The organism is Bacteroidota bacterium, from assembly GCA_016714535.1.
Lineage (GTDB): Bacteria > Bacteroidota > Bacteroidia > AKYH767-A > OLB10 > JADKFV01.
The window spans coordinates 243,621-260,904 of the sequence record JADKDR010000004.1; the positions used below are offsets into that span (position 1 = coordinate 243,621).

Annotated in this window: 16 protein-coding genes and 1 pseudogene; 8 read left to right on the forward strand and 9 right to left on the reverse strand. The window is 38.1% G+C overall.

What is annotated here, in order from left to right; all coding sequences use genetic code 11:
* Nucleotides 1-22: 22 nt before the first annotated feature.
* Nucleotides 23-391 (reverse strand): T9SS type A sorting domain-containing protein, encoded by a 369-nt coding sequence (locus IPO27_06930; protein MBK8846307.1) that lies wholly within the window; start codon nt 389-391, stop codon nt 23-25.
* 184 nt (nt 392-575) lie between these two features.
* Nucleotides 576-878, reverse strand: coding sequence for a helix-turn-helix transcriptional regulator (locus IPO27_06935; GenBank protein MBK8846308.1), 303 nt, complete (start codon nt 876-878; stop codon nt 576-578).
* Nucleotides 879-1,106: 228 nt separating this feature from the next.
* Between IPO27_06935 and IPO27_06940 the strand changes: the two genes are divergently transcribed.
* Both IPO27_06940 and IPO27_06945 read left to right on the forward strand, forming a co-directional pair.
* Nucleotides 1,107-1,739, forward strand: coding sequence for a hypothetical protein (locus tag IPO27_06940; GenBank protein MBK8846309.1), 633 nt, complete (start codon nt 1,107-1,109; stop codon nt 1,737-1,739).
* Between the two features lie 76 nt (nt 1,740-1,815).
* Entirely contained in the window at nt 1,816-2,466 is a 651-nt protein-coding gene (locus IPO27_06945; protein MBK8846310.1) for a hypothetical protein, read from the forward strand.
* Nucleotides 2,467-2,745: 279 nt separating this feature from the next.
* On the opposite strand, the gene IPO27_06950 is transcribed toward IPO27_06945, so the two are convergent.
* The 3 genes and pseudogenes from IPO27_06950 to lysS form a co-directional block, all read right to left on the reverse strand.
* Nucleotides 2,746-4,077: a DUF937 domain-containing protein gene (locus IPO27_06950; protein ID MBK8846311.1), complete on the reverse strand. Its 1,332-nt coding sequence runs from the start codon at nt 4,075-4,077 to the stop codon at nt 2,746-2,748.
* 177 nt (nt 4,078-4,254) lie between these two features.
* Nucleotides 4,255-5,808 carry a bifunctional response regulator/alkaline phosphatase family protein gene (locus tag IPO27_06955; GenBank protein MBK8846312.1) on the reverse strand — a complete coding sequence of 518 codons (1,554 nt, stop codon included), beginning with the start codon at nt 5,806-5,808 and terminating at the stop codon, nt 4,255-4,257.
* A gap of 184 nt (nt 5,809-5,992) precedes the next feature.
* Nucleotides 5,993-7,503 (reverse strand): annotated as a pseudogene (lysS, locus tag IPO27_06960) (lysine--tRNA ligase).
* A 142-nt stretch (nt 7,504-7,645) separates the two neighbouring features.
* Here lysS and IPO27_06965 point away from each other — a divergent pair.
* Both IPO27_06965 and IPO27_06970 read left to right on the forward strand, forming a co-directional pair.
* Complete coding sequence (locus tag IPO27_06965; GenBank protein ID MBK8846313.1) at nt 7,646-8,248, forward strand: superoxide dismutase; 603 nt, start codon at nt 7,646-7,648, stop codon at nt 8,246-8,248.
* Nucleotides 8,249-8,389: 141 nt separating this feature from the next.
* On the forward strand, nt 8,390-9,211 hold the full coding sequence (locus IPO27_06970; GenBank protein MBK8846314.1) for a hypothetical protein: 822 nt from the start codon (nt 8,390-8,392) through the stop codon (nt 9,209-9,211).
* A 288-nt stretch (nt 9,212-9,499) separates the two neighbouring features.
* Here the strand turns inward: IPO27_06970 and IPO27_06975 are convergent, their stop codons facing one another.
* Complete coding sequence (locus IPO27_06975; GenBank protein MBK8846315.1) at nt 9,500-10,753, reverse strand: aminotransferase class V-fold PLP-dependent enzyme; 1,254 nt, start codon at nt 10,751-10,753, stop codon at nt 9,500-9,502.
* 210 nt (nt 10,754-10,963) lie between these two features.
* Between IPO27_06975 and IPO27_06980 the strand changes: the two genes are divergently transcribed.
* Genes IPO27_06980 through IPO27_06990 form a run of 3 tightly spaced genes read left to right on the forward strand, consistent with a single transcriptional unit; the run spans nt 10,964 to nt 13,634 of the window.
* Nucleotides 10,964-11,347, forward strand: a complete 384-nt coding sequence (locus tag IPO27_06980) for a hypothetical protein (protein ID MBK8846316.1) — start codon at nt 10,964-10,966, stop codon at nt 11,345-11,347.
* Between the two features lie 60 nt (nt 11,348-11,407).
* Nucleotides 11,408-12,451 (forward strand): carboxypeptidase-like regulatory domain-containing protein, encoded by a 1,044-nt coding sequence (locus tag IPO27_06985; protein MBK8846317.1) that lies wholly within the window; start codon nt 11,408-11,410, stop codon nt 12,449-12,451.
* Complete coding sequence (locus IPO27_06990) at nt 12,414-13,634, forward strand: TonB-dependent receptor (protein MBK8846318.1); 1,221 nt, start codon at nt 12,414-12,416, stop codon at nt 13,632-13,634. Before IPO27_06985 ends, IPO27_06990 begins: the two co-directional genes overlap by 38 nt.
* A 102-nt stretch (nt 13,635-13,736) precedes the next feature.
* Here IPO27_06990 and IPO27_06995 read toward each other — a convergent pair whose 3' ends face one another.
* Both IPO27_06995 and IPO27_07000 read right to left on the reverse strand, forming a co-directional pair.
* Entirely contained in the window at nt 13,737-14,237 is a 501-nt protein-coding gene (locus tag IPO27_06995; protein ID MBK8846319.1) for a redoxin family protein, read from the reverse strand.
* An 88-nt stretch (nt 14,238-14,325) separates the two neighbouring features.
* Nucleotides 14,326-14,625 carry a heavy-metal-associated domain-containing protein gene (locus IPO27_07000; protein MBK8846320.1) on the reverse strand — a complete coding sequence of 100 codons (300 nt, stop codon included), beginning with the start codon at nt 14,623-14,625 and terminating at the stop codon, nt 14,326-14,328.
* A gap of 137 nt (nt 14,626-14,762) precedes the next feature.
* Between IPO27_07000 and IPO27_07005 the strand changes: the two genes are divergently transcribed.
* Nucleotides 14,763-15,698 carry an LD-carboxypeptidase gene (locus IPO27_07005; protein ID MBK8846321.1) on the forward strand — a complete coding sequence of 312 codons (936 nt, stop codon included), beginning with the start codon at nt 14,763-14,765 and terminating at the stop codon, nt 15,696-15,698.
* Here the strand turns inward: IPO27_07005 and IPO27_07010 are convergent.
* Nucleotides 15,695-17,125 carry an MBL fold metallo-hydrolase gene (locus tag IPO27_07010; GenBank protein ID MBK8846322.1) on the reverse strand — a complete coding sequence of 477 codons (1,431 nt, stop codon included), beginning with the start codon at nt 17,123-17,125 and terminating at the stop codon, nt 15,695-15,697. The two genes, IPO27_07005 and IPO27_07010, sit on opposite strands and share 4 nt — an antisense overlap.
* Nucleotides 17,126-17,284: the final 159 nt, after the last annotated feature.

Consider the following 17,284-nt stretch of genomic DNA (forward strand, 5'->3'; position numbering starts at 1 on the left):
GAATTAATATAGAAAACAAACACTAATCAATTTTACAAAATTTTTCGTACGTAATTTGATTTTTATTGTTGAGTAACTTGAGTATATAAATTCCATTTTTTAGTTGTGCAGTATTCACCTTAATATGTTTATCACCTATTATCATGTTAGGTTTAAATTTTTCTCCAACCAAATTTGTAATTTCAATTGACACTAATTTATCTTTCGTATTTATATGCAACTCATCATTACAAGGATTGGGATAAATTATGTTCTTATCAACTGTAAACTCAGTGATGCCAATATTTGCATCGTAACTCAGGATAAAACTTAATGGAAAATGAGTTTGAGGTGACCACCAAAACCACGGAGCGTATGCTGATGTATCTATTAATACATTAAAAGCTTGCAATTGAAGCTCCCTGCCTCGTGCAAAACAGCATGTTTTATAGTTGGGATTAAACCATGCTTAACAACATTGTACTATGCCCCTATGCCAAGGTGTGGGGCTGGGGCGTGCTCGATGGTAATCATGATACCGTATGCCCAGCCGAGGGCTACATATTGGAAAACGAATGTAAATTGCGCAAGCCAAATTATCCTTTGCCTTCCATAGCCTTTACACGCATTTCTATTGACTCTATGCGGTGTTGATTGGCCACTAACATTTGCTTTATAAACTCAATATCATTTATTACACCACCGTAGTTAACTCCATTATTGCCTGATGTATTTGAATTATTAATATTGATTTGGGTATGCTCATCATAGTGCAGCAACTGCTCTAATGTAATGGAAAGAGCTTCGGCTATTTTGGTAAGCATGGATAGGTTTGGTTCTACATGTCCATGCTCAATTTTGCTTAATGTGGACGACTCCACATGAATTTTTTCCGCCAACTAATGTTGCTGTAATCCCTTGATGGTGCGCAAGCGTTGAATTTTTTGTCCTATTTGCATACGTTGAATTTTTTGTGTATTTAAGTTTTCAAGTTTCTTTCTTGTATGGCAAAAATCCTGCTTAATTTTCAATTTTATTGCAAAATATTCATTTTTATTTCCATATAGGAAATTTTTATGTCAGATTTTTTTTTGTTTTACAAAAGCAAATTCTTATAGCAAACTACAATGAATAACAAATTTTCTTTTATATACTTCTTACCTATAGTTTTACTATTTGGGGGTTGTAAAAAATTTCAACGCAATTGCATTGATGCCCACATAATTGTACGCGAAAAGGTGAAAGGCTTACCGGTTGCCAATGCCATGGTTATAATTAAAAAAGGGGCGCCATCTTCATTTACAGGCAACTTACCTGTGGATACTGTATATACTGATAATAATGGTTTTGCACATTACGAATTAAAGCAACGCGAAGAAGGATATATGTATTATGCATTTGCCTATCACGATGATTTTATACCGGAATATACACCCTACGGATTAAATGCATTGGAACACCAAAATGTCATTATGGAATACTACCAAAAGGGCTATGTAAAATTGCATGTTAAGAATGTGAATCCGTTTGGTGTTGGGGATCAATTTCATATTGCTGGGAATTGTGGAAGTTGGAATTTTATAGGTGCCACTATTGATACAACAATTTTGTTTTGTGATTATGGTATCAACAACTCTTTTTTTAGTTACATAGAATATAGATCAGGTGGTAAAAGCACTAAAAACAACATAGATTATGATGTGCCATTTAAATTTACTCCAATACCTCATGATACTATTACTATTGATGTAAATTACTAATATATCAAGATGATTTCCAATATTTAATTTATTGGCCTTTATTTAAGAATATTTTCATTCTATAAAAATTAATTCTATGAAAAAAGCAATTTTATCATGCTTAATGCTATTGGCATGTCAAAAAATTATAGCACAAGCAGACAGTACATTTTATATGCTTGACAAAAGCAGCATGCAAACCAATGTGCTTTATCCTTATATGGATAAAGAGGTTTACTGGGGCGCACATAGGGGCGTTGCCATTGATACGCCCGATTTTCAGTTTATACCTGCCATTGTTCGAGATATAGAAAAATTTGTGGTTGACACCATTAACCCTGAGTGGCGTTATGATAGTTTATTTTACGGTGCACGTCAGTTGATGGAAATGCCGTCTCATGTTATTCCCATAGCTATAATTAACATAAAGTACGATAGAGTAAAAGAATATGCGGTAGATAGTAACTTAATACTGTTTGATTCAATAACTCAACTTTTTGTTGATGTTAATCCTCGTACTAGCAGTCCTTTTGAAGAGGATTCGCTTTTTATTTTTAGTCCAATGAAAGAAAAATTTTTTACAGGTACCTTTCATTTTAAGCTAAGTCAACAATTTTTAGTTACCAATAGGCCGTTGCCGTCAAGTGTAGAAATTGACTTTGATGATGGGCTTGGATACAGACCTATGCAATGGGAAGAAATAGTGGCAGTAAATTATGTTAATGGTGAAAGTAAAAATTTTCGATAATATGCTGGTATACCGAAGCGGCATCTGTAATAGTCCAATATGCACGCTGCGCAATTGGCCTAAACAGCTATTCTATCGGCCTAATAGTATTTAGCAATAGACTCTTGTCTATATGCTAAGGGTATTACAATACTAAGTTCAAAATATCTTAGGGCTATTTTGAGCCACCTATAGGTATAAAAAACGCAAAGCGTTTTCACGTTTTTCAAAACTGAAGTTGAAATACCAAAAAAAAGCGAACCAAATGGTTCGCCTTTCATTTAGTTACGTGTATCAAAATTACTTTTTAGTTACCCTGCATGCAATCCTACGATTTTGTGCACGGCCTTCTTCTGTATCATTAGTAGCAACAGGGAATTGCTCTCCGTATCCTTCGGCAGCAAGACGAGATGCATCAACTCCAAGCTTTATCAATTCTGCCATCACCGTATTAGCTCGGTCAGTAGACAATTTCATGTTTGAATTATCATCACCTACATTATCGGTATAACCTCCAATTTTTAAATTTACATTAGGAAATGCTTTTAATATTTCGGCCATGTTTTTTAATTGCTCTTGCGACTCAGGCTTTAGTGTTGCCTTGCCTGTTTCAAATAATAAACGATCGAAATTAAACCAGGTAGTTTTGTCAACCGGCTTTGATGCATCTTCAATAAAGGTGATTAATTTATTTTCGATTCCATTTTCGGGAATGTTTAATTCAAAACCTGTGCTTAACTTACGTTTAAAAATATTTCCTAGGTCAGCCCACAGTCCCGATGCTTTTTCGGTCAAACTATCAGCAGCAGCTGTAATTGTTTCGGTGGCATTATCTACAGCTTGCTCTGCATGATTAACCGCATCATGCGTAGCTTCGGTTGCTGCATGCTCTGCATCATGTCCGGCTTTGCCACATCCTTTCCAAAAATATAATGCTGCAAGCCCAATAAATGCTGCCAACAACCAGGGCAAATATTTGCCTAAGCCACTCGATTTTTCTTCGGCTTGCTTATACATATTGGTTGCACTATGCGCTGCACTACCAGCCATTGATGCTGTTCCAGAAAATAATTTTCCACCTAAATCAGCAATGCTTCCTAATCCTAATAGTGAAGTAATTCCAGATGGAAGTATCGAACTTATTATTCCTTTTTGACTTCCTAATAAAGAGGTAAATGCTGAAAGGTCAAGACCCTTAGATGCCACTTCTTTGCCAAACAAATTCATGATAAAAGGAGCAAGCATTCCTAGTAATGAAGAGGAAGAGTTTTTTGATATACCGCTTGCAGAGGCAACTACATCAGCAATGCCATCTGACTTGCTTCCAAATAAACTTGACAATAGATTACTTCCGGTAGCTATCATGTTAGTTGTAGAATCGCCTCCGCTGAAGATACCCGACAGGTTTGATAACATGCTTCCATTATTATCACTACTCTTGAGTAAGTTAAACAAGGTGCTGACCCCATTGTTGTCATTTGCCTTGTTAAGCATACCTGCTACCAGTGTGGGTAGTGCTGTTGTTACTGCCTTGGCAGTATTGCTTTCGCTTTCGCCAAGGAAACTACTTGCCTTGCTTATTACCTCTTGTGTAAGGTAACCCTTTGCTACATCAATAATGTTAAATGCCATTTTTTCTTTGATTTTTTTAGAGTTAAGAATGCTTTTTTTTACGCAGCGGGCAGGGCTAAAAACATGCCAAACATTAACCACACGCATGATTAGTTGCATTTTTTTTCTAACATATACTAGAAAAAAATGTATCGTAAAAAAATACTCCCTTACACTAAAATAAAAACGACTGCAAGTTTACTTGCTGCTTAAGGCTATTACAGGCACTATCATCTCTTCGAGCGATACACCTCCATGCTGAAAAGTGTTTCTATAGTAAGTAGCATAATGATTATAATTATTGGGATATGCAAAGAAATCATCCTTACGTGCAAACACATAGGCACTGCTTACATGTTGCTTTGGCAACATGGCATCTATCGGGTTTCTTATTTCGAATACATCCCTTTTATCGTAAGACAACGTCTTTCCGTTTTTATAACGCAGGTTGGTATTCGTGTTTTTATCTCCCACAATTTTAACTGCCTGCTTCACGCGTATTGTTCCATGGTCGGTGCTGATTATTACTTTACACGGTTTCTCCGATATTTTTCGCATGGCTTCAAACAAGGGTGAATTCTCAAACCAGCTAAGGGTAATACTACGATATGCTTTTTCATCATCAGCTAACTCGCGTATCATTTCCATTTCGGTGCGGGCATGCGATAGCATGTCAACAAAGTTGTATACGATAACATTCAACTTGTTGCCTTGCATTTTATGTATATTATCTACCAGCTCTTTTCCGCTATTATAGTTTGTAACTTTGGTGTAGCTGAACTTGTAGTTTTTACGCAAGCGTTGCAGATGATCGGCAAGAAAATCACTTTCGTGTAAATTTTTACCTTCGTCTTCTTCGTCATTAAACCACATTTTGGGAAAACGTTTTTCAATATCGCTTGGCATCATTCCTGCAAAAATTGCATTGCGTGCATATTGTGTTGCTGTAGGTAATATGGCACAATAGGTTTCTTCCTCATTTATGCGAAAGTATTCTTCCAGAGCAGGTTGTATAGTTTTCCATTGGTCGTAACGCAAATTATCAATCAAAATAAAATATACATTCTCTTCGGTGGCATCTGCTATTGGAAACACTTTTTTGCGTAGCAGCTCATGCGAAAGTATGGGAGCCTTATCTGGAGTTTTAAGCCAGTTTACATAATTGTTTTCGATAAACTTGCCCCACAACATATTTGCTTCTTCCTTTTGACTAATAAGTATATCATACATGCTCTGATCAGGATTTTTAGCAAGCTCCAATTCCCAATAGACTAATTTTTTATATACATCAACCCAATCGTTGTAATCGAGGCGGTCGCTCAGGCGCATTCCAATATTGCGAAACTCCTGCATGTAATTAGAATTTGCTTTCTCACTTACCAGGCGTTTGTTGTCAAGATTTTTTTTGAGCGATAGCAAAATCTGATTCGGATTAACAGGCTTAATCAGGTAATCGGCAATTTTGTTACCAATGGCATCTTCCATAATGTATTCTTCTTCGCTTTTGGTAATCATTATTACCGGCAACGTAGATTTCAAGTTTTTAATTCTTGCCAAGGTTTCGAGGCCGCTCAATCCGGGCATATTTTCATCAAGCAATACAATGTCAAAATTCTTTAGTTGCACTTGCTCTAAGGCGTCATCACCATTGTTTACTGTACTTACGGCATATCCTTTATCTTCTAAAAAGAGAATGTGTGGTTTTAGTAAATCAATTTCATCATCGGCCCAAAGCACTTGTGGTTTTTCCATAATATTTTTTTTGTGAAGATAGTTTATTCTGTAATTAGGTAATTACGAAGAAAGCGAGAAAAAGTATTGATACCTTATTCATTAAGGGATTTTTAAGATATCGTTTATAATAAAAATAAACCATAACTCTCCACTAAGTAGATGTTACCCTTACAAAAGGTGCATCAATAAAAAATCTTCAGCTTTACTCTTGTTCCTTACGCATTTGAGGAAAAAACAACACATCCTGTATAGATGGCTGGTTAGTCATAATCATGGCTAAGCGATCAATACCTATGCCTAAGCCTGCGGTAGGAGGCATACCATATTCGATGGCGCGCAAAAAATCTTCGTCTAATTGCATGGCTTCGTCATCGCCACGTTTGCCTAATTCCAATTGCTCTTCAAAACGCATGCGCTGATCGATGGGATCATTTAACTCACTAAACGAATTGCAAATTTCTTTGCCATTGCATACTGCCTCAAACCGTTCGACCAGGCCGGGTTTGCTTCGGTGTTTTTTGGCAAGCGGGCTCATCTCTACCGGATAGTCGGTAATAAATGTTGGTTGTATTAATTTATGTTCTGCTACTTCTCCAAATATTTCGTCTATCAACTTTCCATAACCAAATTTGGGGTCAGCATGTATTTTTAATTTCATGCAAACTTCGCGCAATGCGGCTTCGTCCATTTTGCTTATATCAATGCCGGTAAAATGTTCAATGGCTTCAAACATAGTATATCGTTTCCATGGCCTTTTAAAGTCGATAAGATTTTCGCCCACCTGCACTTGGGTGGTTCCGTGCAAGTCAAGCGCAATTTTTCAACCATTTCTTCTACCAACTCCATCATCCAGTAATAATCTTTGTAGGCCACGTACAATTCTATTTGGGTAAATTCAGGATTGTGAAACCTGCTCATGCCCTCGTTTCTAAAATCTTTGCTAAACTCATATACCCCATCATAACCACCTACAATAAGTCGCTTCAAGTAAAGCTCATTGGCAATTCGTAAATACAAAGTCATGTCCAGGGTATTGTGATGTGTTTTAAACGGGCGTGCAGCAGCACCGCCATACAAAGGTTGCAGTATTGGCGTTTCTACCTCTAGGTATCCCAACGCATTTAGGTAATTGCGCATGACATTCATCAGTTGGGTACGCTTGCGAAACACTTCGCGCACCTGAGGATTAATAATTAAATCAACATAGCGCTGACGGTAACGCATTTCGCTGTCGGTTACCTCATCGTATTTTTCTCCATCTTTTTCTTTAACTATTGGCAAAGGCTTTAGCGATTTGCATAATAATTTCAAGGCGGTAACATGCACCGATATTTCGCCCATCTTGGTGCGGAAAACATATCCCTTTACTCCAATTATATCCCCAATATCAAGATGTTTTTTAAACAGATTATCGTACAAGGTCTTATCCTCGCCAGGACATAAATCATCGCGCTTAACATAAAGTTGAATGCGGCCGGCACGGTCTTGCAGCACCGCAAATGATGCTTTACCCATATCGCGTACACCCATGATGCGACCGGCAATACTCACCTCCGAAAATATTTCGGGAGTCGAATCAAATTCGTTTTTAATAATTTCGGAGCTGGTAGTTACTTCATAACTCTCGGCCGGGTATGGATTATACCCTTCTTGTATAATTGCTTCAAGCTTTTGCCTTCGCTGTATTTCGAGTTCGTTTAATTCGTGAGACATACTTATAGAATAAGATTTTTTTGGAGTGGCGAAGATATAAATTTGCTAAAGGGAATTGATAATTAACCAGTCTATAATTTTTCTTACCATTTATCTTTGTACTATTGCAATTGAAATTTTTAAAATTAAAAACAAACATATCATGGCATTTGAACTTCCCGCTCTTGGATATGCATTTAATGCATTAGAGCCACACATTGATGCACGTACCATGGAGATCCATCATGGCAAACATCACCAAGCATACGTAACTAACCTGAACAAGGCTACTGCCGGCACCGATGCCGAAAACATGGACATAGAAAGTATTTGCAAAAGTATTAGCAAATATCCTATGCCTGTTAGAAATAACGGAGGTGGACATTATAACCACTCCCTTTTTTGGCAATTGATGCAACCTGGCGGCAGCAACAAACCTGAAGGGGCTTTGGAACAAGCCATAATGAAGGCTTTTGGCAGTATGGACGAAATGAAAAGCAAATTTGAACAGGCTGCCACCACACGTTTCGGTAGTGGTTGGGCATGGTTGTTAAAGGATGATAGTGGCAACCTTGCTATTAGCAGCACTCCTAATCAGGACAATCCACTAATGGATGTAGCCGAAGTTAAAGGAACTCCGCTTCTTGGTATTGATGTGTGGGAACATGCATATTACCTGCATTACCAAAACCGCAGGCCCGATTATATTGCCGCCTGGTGGAACGTGGTTAACTGGGATGTAGTTGCTAAGCGATTTGGCGACTAACAGAATTTAATATTCGGAAATAGAATTTATAGAGTTGCATAGAAAACTGTGCAACTTTTTTTATGTGTATTGCAACCACGAAAACAATTTTATTTATCAAACACTTTTTTTGTGATGCATTCGTACTTACATTTACGCTTGATGAGTTTTGTAAAAGTTATAGTACGTATGGTTTTTATGTCATTGCTGATTTTATCAGCAATGTCTTCTAACCTGCATTCTCAAACCCCTTTGCTGGAGATTAAAGCCGGTTTTGATTTTTTTACTACTGATAGGCTCGGAAATATTTACTTAATTGATGGCAGCAAGATTTCGAAATACTCTGCCGAAGGCAAAGAACTTTATGTGTACGATGATTATCGCTATGGAAATATTACACAGGCTGATATGTATGATCCATTTAAGATTGCATTATTCTATAAATCGTTTATGCAACTACGTATTTTAAATGAACAACTTGCCCTTATTACAGAAACTGATCTGAGTACGCTTCCACACCTGGGTATAGTAAGTGCAATAGCGCGTACCAACGAGAATAATTATTGGATATTTGATGAGCGCAACCGGCAATTAAAAAAAATGGATGCCTCGGGGTTTGTTCTTACCATGGGTCCTGTATTAACTAAAGACAGCACACAAAAAATACTTACTCCGGTGTCGCTTTGCGAAACCGAAAACTATTTATTGTTACAAGATAACAAAAATCACATACTTGCATTTGACAAATTTGGAAATTTTTACCGAAGTATATACACCCCGTTACAACTTGCGCAAGTGCAGGGCTCTGCCGACCGGGTAGTTTACCATAACCGCGAAGGGAATCTGGTTTTTGAAAGTATACGTGATGCAGAGCTATCAAACAAGCCGCTCGAAGGATTGAATGACGCAACCCAAATTCGTGTTGAGAAAAACAAATTATTTATTGGCACACAAAATTCGTTGCGCGTTTATGCAATTGAATAGGGGGAATAAAGCTTGTTATTCTTAAATGCAATGGCGCACGGAGAAATTCTTTTTTTTGTGATCCAATGCAACGGGTGCAAGTCTCATTATCCTAATTTTTTGAAATTATTTTTTGAAATCACCACTTTATCTTCACACTGCAATTCGAATTAAACTTTCTCGTGCGACTCGTATTAAACATCCTCCGCATTACACGTATTTATATTCTCCGTGCCCTCCGTGGCTCCGTGCGATTCGTATTCATTCCACTGCGCGCGCCTCCCTTTCATTCCTCTCAATAAAAAAAATCTACTTATACGAATTTACCGCCTCCACCAATACATCAAGTTCGGAAAGCGATGTATAAACATGCGGAGTAACACGACAACCTTTAATACCTGCTATGTCGATTGGCGAAGTATGAATTTTGTACTTATTAAATAGATAATCAGCCAGCTCATTAACAGTTAATCCTTCTATTCCAAAATTACAGATAGCATTATTAATAGTGGGATTTTTTTCGGACAAAAAATACACACGTGGGTTGGTGATTTTTTCCATCCAATAATTTTTCAAATAACATAGCCTGTTGTATTTACGATTCAAACCCATTTCTAAATTGAAGTCTATAGCAGCGGAAATAGCATGTTCGGCAGCCATATTGCGAGTGCCCAGAATTTCAAATTTCCGAATATCATCAACCAGTGGTTTATTGTTTGGATGCAGCGGCCATATACCCCCTGCGTTGCCTTTTTTAACATACAAAATACCTGTGCCCAAAGGAGCGCAAGTCCACTTATGCAGGCTTGATGCAAAAAAATCGCAATTTAAATCGCTGATTTTAATCTCAAGGTGTGAAACTGTGTGAGCCCCATCAACCACCGTTTTTATTCCCTGTTCAGCAGCAGCCTTGCAAATTTTTTGTACCGGCATTACTTGACCCGTCCAATTAATAATATGCGTAATGCATATTAGCTTTGTTCGTGGTGTAATTTGCGAAATGTACTTTTTCGCTATAACATCTTCATTCTTTTCGGGTAAGTCAAGATGCACCCACTTAAGTACTATTTTATCACGAAGTTCACGTTGTTTCCATACCTGCACCACATTAGGATAGTCCTGCTCAGATAATATTACTTCGTCACCAGCTTGTAGCGGAAAACCGAGCGCAAGGGTATTTAACCCTTCGGTTGTATTTCGGTTTATTGCTAACTCTTCGGTATCACAGCCAACATAGTTTGCAAGTTTGGCCCTCAATACTTCTCGGTTAGCATCTATTTGCCTCCACATATAATAGCTGGGTCCCATGTTGGCTTGATCGTAGTATTTCTTAAAGGTATTCTGCACAATTTTGGGCTGTGGGCTTACACCTCCATTATTAAAATTAATAATGTCCTTCCCGGGAGTAAATTGCTGCCTTATGCTTTGCCAATAAGTGTCTTCGTCAGGATACTTATCCATTGAAATACTTCGTGATGAAGCTGCCAATAGTTCCGGAACAAATGCGCTTGCCCCGGCAAGTGCAGATAGAGCTGAAATAAATCTTCGCCTTGAATTTGCCATAATTGTGGTATTACTAATGCGCAAGATAAAGCATTATCTTCATTACATTTAATAAGGCAACAGCAACATTTTGATTAGTTTTCAAAATCCATTTTTTTTTACCCAATCGCATTTATGAATGTTGATTAATCAGATTAATGGCTTTGTTTTTTACCAAATACTAATGAAAAAACCATAATTATTCTACCGCAAAATTTATACTTTCGCGTTGTGAAACAAAAAATTGTACGATTACTTTCCATTTTCATTTGCCTGCTGCTGTTAGTAGCTACTACGGGCATTGTTCATGTTTCACACTTTTGTCAAATGGAAACCACTGCAGATGCTTGTTGCGAAGAGGGCGATAACTCCTGTGAAGATGGCTGTAACGATAATTGTTGCACCACACATATTTGTGTAACACAACTTTCCATAAATGGCTTATTAAGCGTCAAGGCATTTTCTATTTCTGAAAAAATAAAAATTTTGCCTGCTTCTGTTTTTTCATTTTATCGAATTACAAATACCATTGCCGCGTTGCAGGTATTTACAACCAATACAGTCCCAATTATTCTTACAGGATTTAAACCATTCTTGATTAGTTTAAGAATTTGAAAACAGGTAAACACGTTTTTACATGTTACCTTTTTTAATGTTTCAAATCTTTTGTTAATCATGCAGAAAATAATTGCACTACTATTGTGCTTAGGTGCGCTTACAAAACTTAATGCACAGAATTTTATTGATGGCCATATCTATGGCACAAGTGACGCCAAGTCGGAAATGCTTCCCGGTGCCAACGTTTTTGTGAAAGGAAATAAACTCATATTTCAAACCGATCAAAATGGATACTTTCAGTTAAAGAATATAACCTTGCCCGATACGCTTGTCATTAGCTACACAGGATATACGAGTAAAACGCTGGCTGTTAATGAACAAAGCAAGGGACTAAAAATTTATCTTCAAACGACCAATACATTAAACGCTGTAGAAGTAGAAGCGGTTCAAAGTGGCACACAAATAAGCACCATCAAAACGCGTAATACCGAAACGATAACACAAAAAGAAATTTTGCGTGCAGCGTGTTGTAATTTATCAGAAAGCTTTGAAACCAACCCAACTGTAAATGTAAACTATACCGATGCAGTTACAGGAGCAAAGGAAATTCAATTGCTTGGCTTGTCGGGAATATACTCACAACTCCTTACAGAAAACATTAATTCGTCTATTGGGCTAACACAGCCTTACGGACTTGCATTTATTCCAGGGCCGTGGATGGAGAGTATACAGATAAGCAAGGGCGCTGGTAGCGTAGTTAATGGCTACGAAGGGTTAAGCGGCTCTATTAATGTAGAATTTATTAAGCCCGAAGTTGTTGAAGAAAAGGCTTACATCAATCTCTTTGCTACCAGTATGAAAGAGACCGAAGCAAATTTTTATTCGGTACATCACCTTGATTCTGCACAACGATGGAACATGATCATGATGTTGCACGGTAATTTAATGCAAGATCCGTTTGATCATAACGATGATGGCTTTGCAGATGTTCCTTTGCGACAGCAAATTAATTTTTATAACCGTATTAGATATAGCAGCGGCAAAAAGATAGAAGGGCAATTTGGAATAAAGGCTTTGGCTGATGTGAGAGAATCGGGGCAGTTACAATACCTAAAAGCAAAAGATGCTAAAGCATCTTTTGGATCAGAAAATCAGAAATAACCGGATAGAGTTATATTCGAAAACAGGAATGGTATTTCCCGAAAAGCCGAATAAGTCCATGGGGCTTCAGCAAGACTTTGTTTATCATGAATTCAATTCATTTATTGGAAAAAAATCCTACGATGCAAAGCAGTATAGTTACCTGGCGAATTACATTTTTCAAAATGAAATTTTTAATTGCAGCCATTTATTTAAAACAGGTGCATCATTCCGCTATATGAACATACTTGATTTTTACACCGATCAATTGTCGGCCTTTTCTATTGCAAAGCCTGAAATTATTCCCGGAGCCTTTTTAGAATACCGTTATAATTCGGAAGAAAAATTTGCTGTAATAGCAGGAACACGATTCGATTATCACAATCAATTCAAAGAACTTTTTACAGGACGCTTAAATATAAAGTACAACTTTACCGAAAACCTTATTGTACGAGCTGCTGGTGGCAACAGCTACCGCACAGCAAATATTATTACCGACAACATAGGTTGGATGGCGCAAGGCAAAGCCCTGCGCATAGATGAAACTCCGCGTATAGAACATGGTATTAACTATGGTTTGAATGCCACTTATAAATTTTTGATTGGTCAGCAGGAAGCCACATTTAATCTTGATGCATACCGCTCTGAATTTATTAATCAGGTTATTGCTGATGCCTTTAGTAACAATGACTATATACGTTTTTACAACCTTGATGGAAGGTCGTATGCACAAAGTATTTCGGCCATACTCGATTTTTCCATTGTGCGCAACTTACAATTGCGCATGGCTTACAAATTTGACGATGTACACATCACCTTTAACCGGACCTTATATCAACGACCCTTACTATCGCGGCACAAAGGATTGTTTACTTTGGCTTATGAGACCATAAACAAAAAATGGCGTGCAGATTATACCGTGCAGCTTGATGGACCCAAATTATTACCTCTTGATGTGCATCATGCCGATTCGGAAATTCCTTTTAATCAATCGCCTGCCTATGCAGTTATGAATGCACAAGTCACTAAAGTATTTAAACGCTTTGAACTTTATCTGGGAATGGAAAACATTGGCAACTTTACTCAACATCATTTAATAATTGGAGCCGACAATCCCTTTAATACATCGTTTGATGCTACCCAAATATGGGGACCTATAATGGGCAGAAGGCTGTACGGGGGACTAAGACTAAAGATTTTTTAAGCCCCGGATTAATCCTCCCCAATCGAACTGAAAGCAGCAGCCAATTAAAAAGGGCACCTCAAAATGAGATGCCCTTTTTAACTTTATAGATTAATCTTATGATTACCCGGCTATTTTCCCCGTTTTAAGAAATTCTTCTATCATTTGCTTGTTCAAGTTCATCGGATGTCCACGCCATGCAACTTTGCCATCGGCACCAATGATTACAATATGAGGAATTCCAGAAATGCCATAATTGGAATTAGAAACGCGGTTGAAGTCGGTAACTACAAAACTCTCGAACGCTGTTTTTTGCATAAAGGGCACTACCTTTTCTTTTTCTTCTGCTGTTAGCGACAGAAAGTTCATTTTTGATTTATACTCTTTTGCCAGTTCGTTCATATGCGGAATAGCGGCACGGCAAGGGCCACACCATGTTGCCCAAAAATCAATAAGCAGAGGCTTGCCCTTTAAGTCAATGGCCTTATTCGAATTAAGCCATTCTTTAATTTTTACTTCAGGAGCCTGTTCGCCTACCTGTCCCGGAGGGCCACTACGTAATACCTGGGCTTGTAGTATGGTGGTACTAGCAATCAATAGTAACACTAAAAATATTTTTCGCATGATGTTATTTAATTAAAAATGAATGGCAAATATAACTATTCGGTTAAATGGTAATTATTAAAATTTGGTAAATTCTTTGGCTAACTAGTTACTCATTGTGCGGAGGTTTTTTGCAACAGGAGTGTAGTTTCTCGTACGACTCCTTATTAGCAGGCACGCTGTCGGCATCATAGCCTAGGGTACTTATGGCTATTCGGATTTTATCGGGGTTGGTTTTGGCAGTATTATACACCACTTTAACCGTTGCCGACTTTACTTCCAGAGTTGCTAATGACACCCCTTTTTCGAAACGAAGTGCATCTTCAATCTTTTTTTTGCACATGTCGCACTGGGCAGATGTTTTTATAATCACGGTGTCTTTTTGCCCAACCACCGGATTTATAACCATTAAGCCAAGCACTAACAGCATCAACAATATTCCTTTCATAGCTTTTTTTTAAAGCAAATATAACATCTGCTTCAGTATAAGAAATGATTCGAAGGTTAATTTTATAATTTCGCCCAATTAAAAATAACATAAGAAAAATGATAACACCACCTTATCTGAAACAGGGAGATAAAATTGGAATAATAGCACCAGCAAGAAGGGTAAGCCCTGAGGATATTACAGCCGGAATAGACGTATTACGCAATGCAGGGTTTGAAGTTGTTGAAGGAAAAAATTTGTATAACCAGATGAACATTTATGCTGGTACAGATAACGAACGTGCAGCCGACCTGCAAGATATGATAGACCGAAAGGATATAAGCGCAATTATAGCTGCACGCGGAGGATATGGTTGCGTGCGTGTAGTGGATGATGTTGATTTTGCGCCATTAATAAATAACCCAAAATGGTTAATTGGCTTTAGCGATATTACTGTTTTTCATTCGCACCTGCACCACAACTACGGCATCGAAACCTTGCATTCGCATGTGCTTACATGTTACAAAGATTATGCACCCAACAACCACACTATAGAGAGCCTGCTAGCAGCTTTGAAAGGAGAAACCTTACATTATACATGGCCAACCGATACCGACCATCAACACCTCAACAAGCATGGCGAAATTACAGCAGAAATTATAGGAGGAAATTTATCTATCCTGCATAACTTAACAGGCACAAACAGCGACTTAGATGTTGCCGGAAAAATTTTATTTATAGAAGATATAGACGAGCAACTTTATCATATTGACAGGATGATGGTTCACTTGAAACGCTGCGGAAAAATTGATTTGCTGGCAGGTTTAGTTGTAGGCGCCATGACGGATATGAAGGATAATGAAAAGGTAGCTTACGGTAAAAATGTATTTGAAATAATTCATGAGCACGTACATGAAATTGGATTCCCTGTAGTATTTGATTTTCCTGCGGGGCATCAACCTGAAAATGCTGCTTTAATTCTGGGAAGAGAAGTTACCCTTTCTGTAACTGAAGATGGTAATAGCCTGCTGTTTCACGAAGGCGATTTATCTTAGCTAACAACTTTGCTTTGACAAACAAAATCAGACGTGGGCACCGGAGTCTTTTTTATTGCATTAAAACCGCCCTCAACCTCTGAAAAGTTATGATATCCGCGTGCTTGTAAAATGCTTGCAGCAATAGCGCTGCGATAACCGCCTGCGCAATGCAGGTAAAAATGCTCATTCGGTTTTATATCTTTTATCCAATCGTTAATAGAGGCCAATGGCATATTGTAGGCTTCGTTAATATGCTCAGCAGCATATTCGCTGTTTTTGCGCACATCAATTACTTTGTGTTGTTCATGCTTAAACTCACCGGCAAATTGCTCCGGACTAATTCTGTTTACTCTATCTGTTTCTTTACCTGCCTCTATCCAGGCAGTTATTCCATTTTGCAAATAGCCCAACACATTATCAAAACCTACTCGAGATAAACGCATGATGCTCTCCTCTTCTTTACCATGTTCGGTTATGAGTAAAATTCGCTGAGCCACATCGCCAATCATAGCGCCTGCCCACGGTGCAAAATCTCCTCCAATACCAATATTAATTGATTGCGGAATAAATGCCTTACAAAATTCACTGCTGTTGCGTGTATCTAGTATTAATGCTCCGGTTTCCTCTGCTGCAGTTTCAAATTCAGTTGCAGTTAAAGCACGCATGCCTTGTTTTAGTATGCTTTCAAAATTTTGATAGCCGCTTTTGTTCATAGCTACATTTGCACCAAAATAAACCGGGGGCGGTAATAGCCCATCAGTAACCTCTTTAATAAATTCCTGTTCGGTCATGTCAGCACGCAGGGCATAGTTCAGTTGCTTTTGTAGTCCAATGGTACTAACTGTTTCCTTACTCATATTTTTTCCACAGGCACTTCCTGCTCCATGTGCAGGATATACAATTACTTCATCAGGCAAAGTCATTACTTTATTACGCAATGATTGAAACAGGGTAGAGGCCAACTGCTCCTGCGTCATGGATGCTGCCTTTTGTGCGAGGTCCGGCCTGCCAACATCTCCAATAAAAAGTGTATCGCCACTAAACAAGGAGTGCGGTTTTCCATGCTCATCAAGTAACAGGTAGCAAGTGCTTTCCATGGTATGCCCGGGCGTGTGCAATACCTTAATGCTAATGTTTCCCAACTTAAAAACTTGTTCGTCAGTTGCGCCAATGTAGTCAAAGGCTGGTGCAGCATTAGGTCCAAATACAATGGGTGCATTTGTTTGACGGTGTAGGTCAAGATGTCCACTTACAAAGTCTGCATGAAAATGCGTTTCGAAAATATACTTGAGCGTAACATGGTCACGCTTTAGCTTTTCAAGGTAAGGTTGTGTTTCACGCAGGGGATCAATAATAGCAGCTTCGCCATTACTTATAATGTAATATGCGCCTTGCGCGAGGCAGTTGGTGTAGAGTTGTTCAACATGGAAAGATGGATTCGTCATTCTCTGATTTTTTTTGGCAAAAGTATATAAAAACAAGATGTAGTTAGTTTATATAAACAATAGTCGCGGTATTCCGTTTCCATTATCTAGGTGTTTGGGTTCCAATAAAACAAGTAACCCTTTCTTCGGTAAAATTGTATCAGGCTAATTTAGGATGAT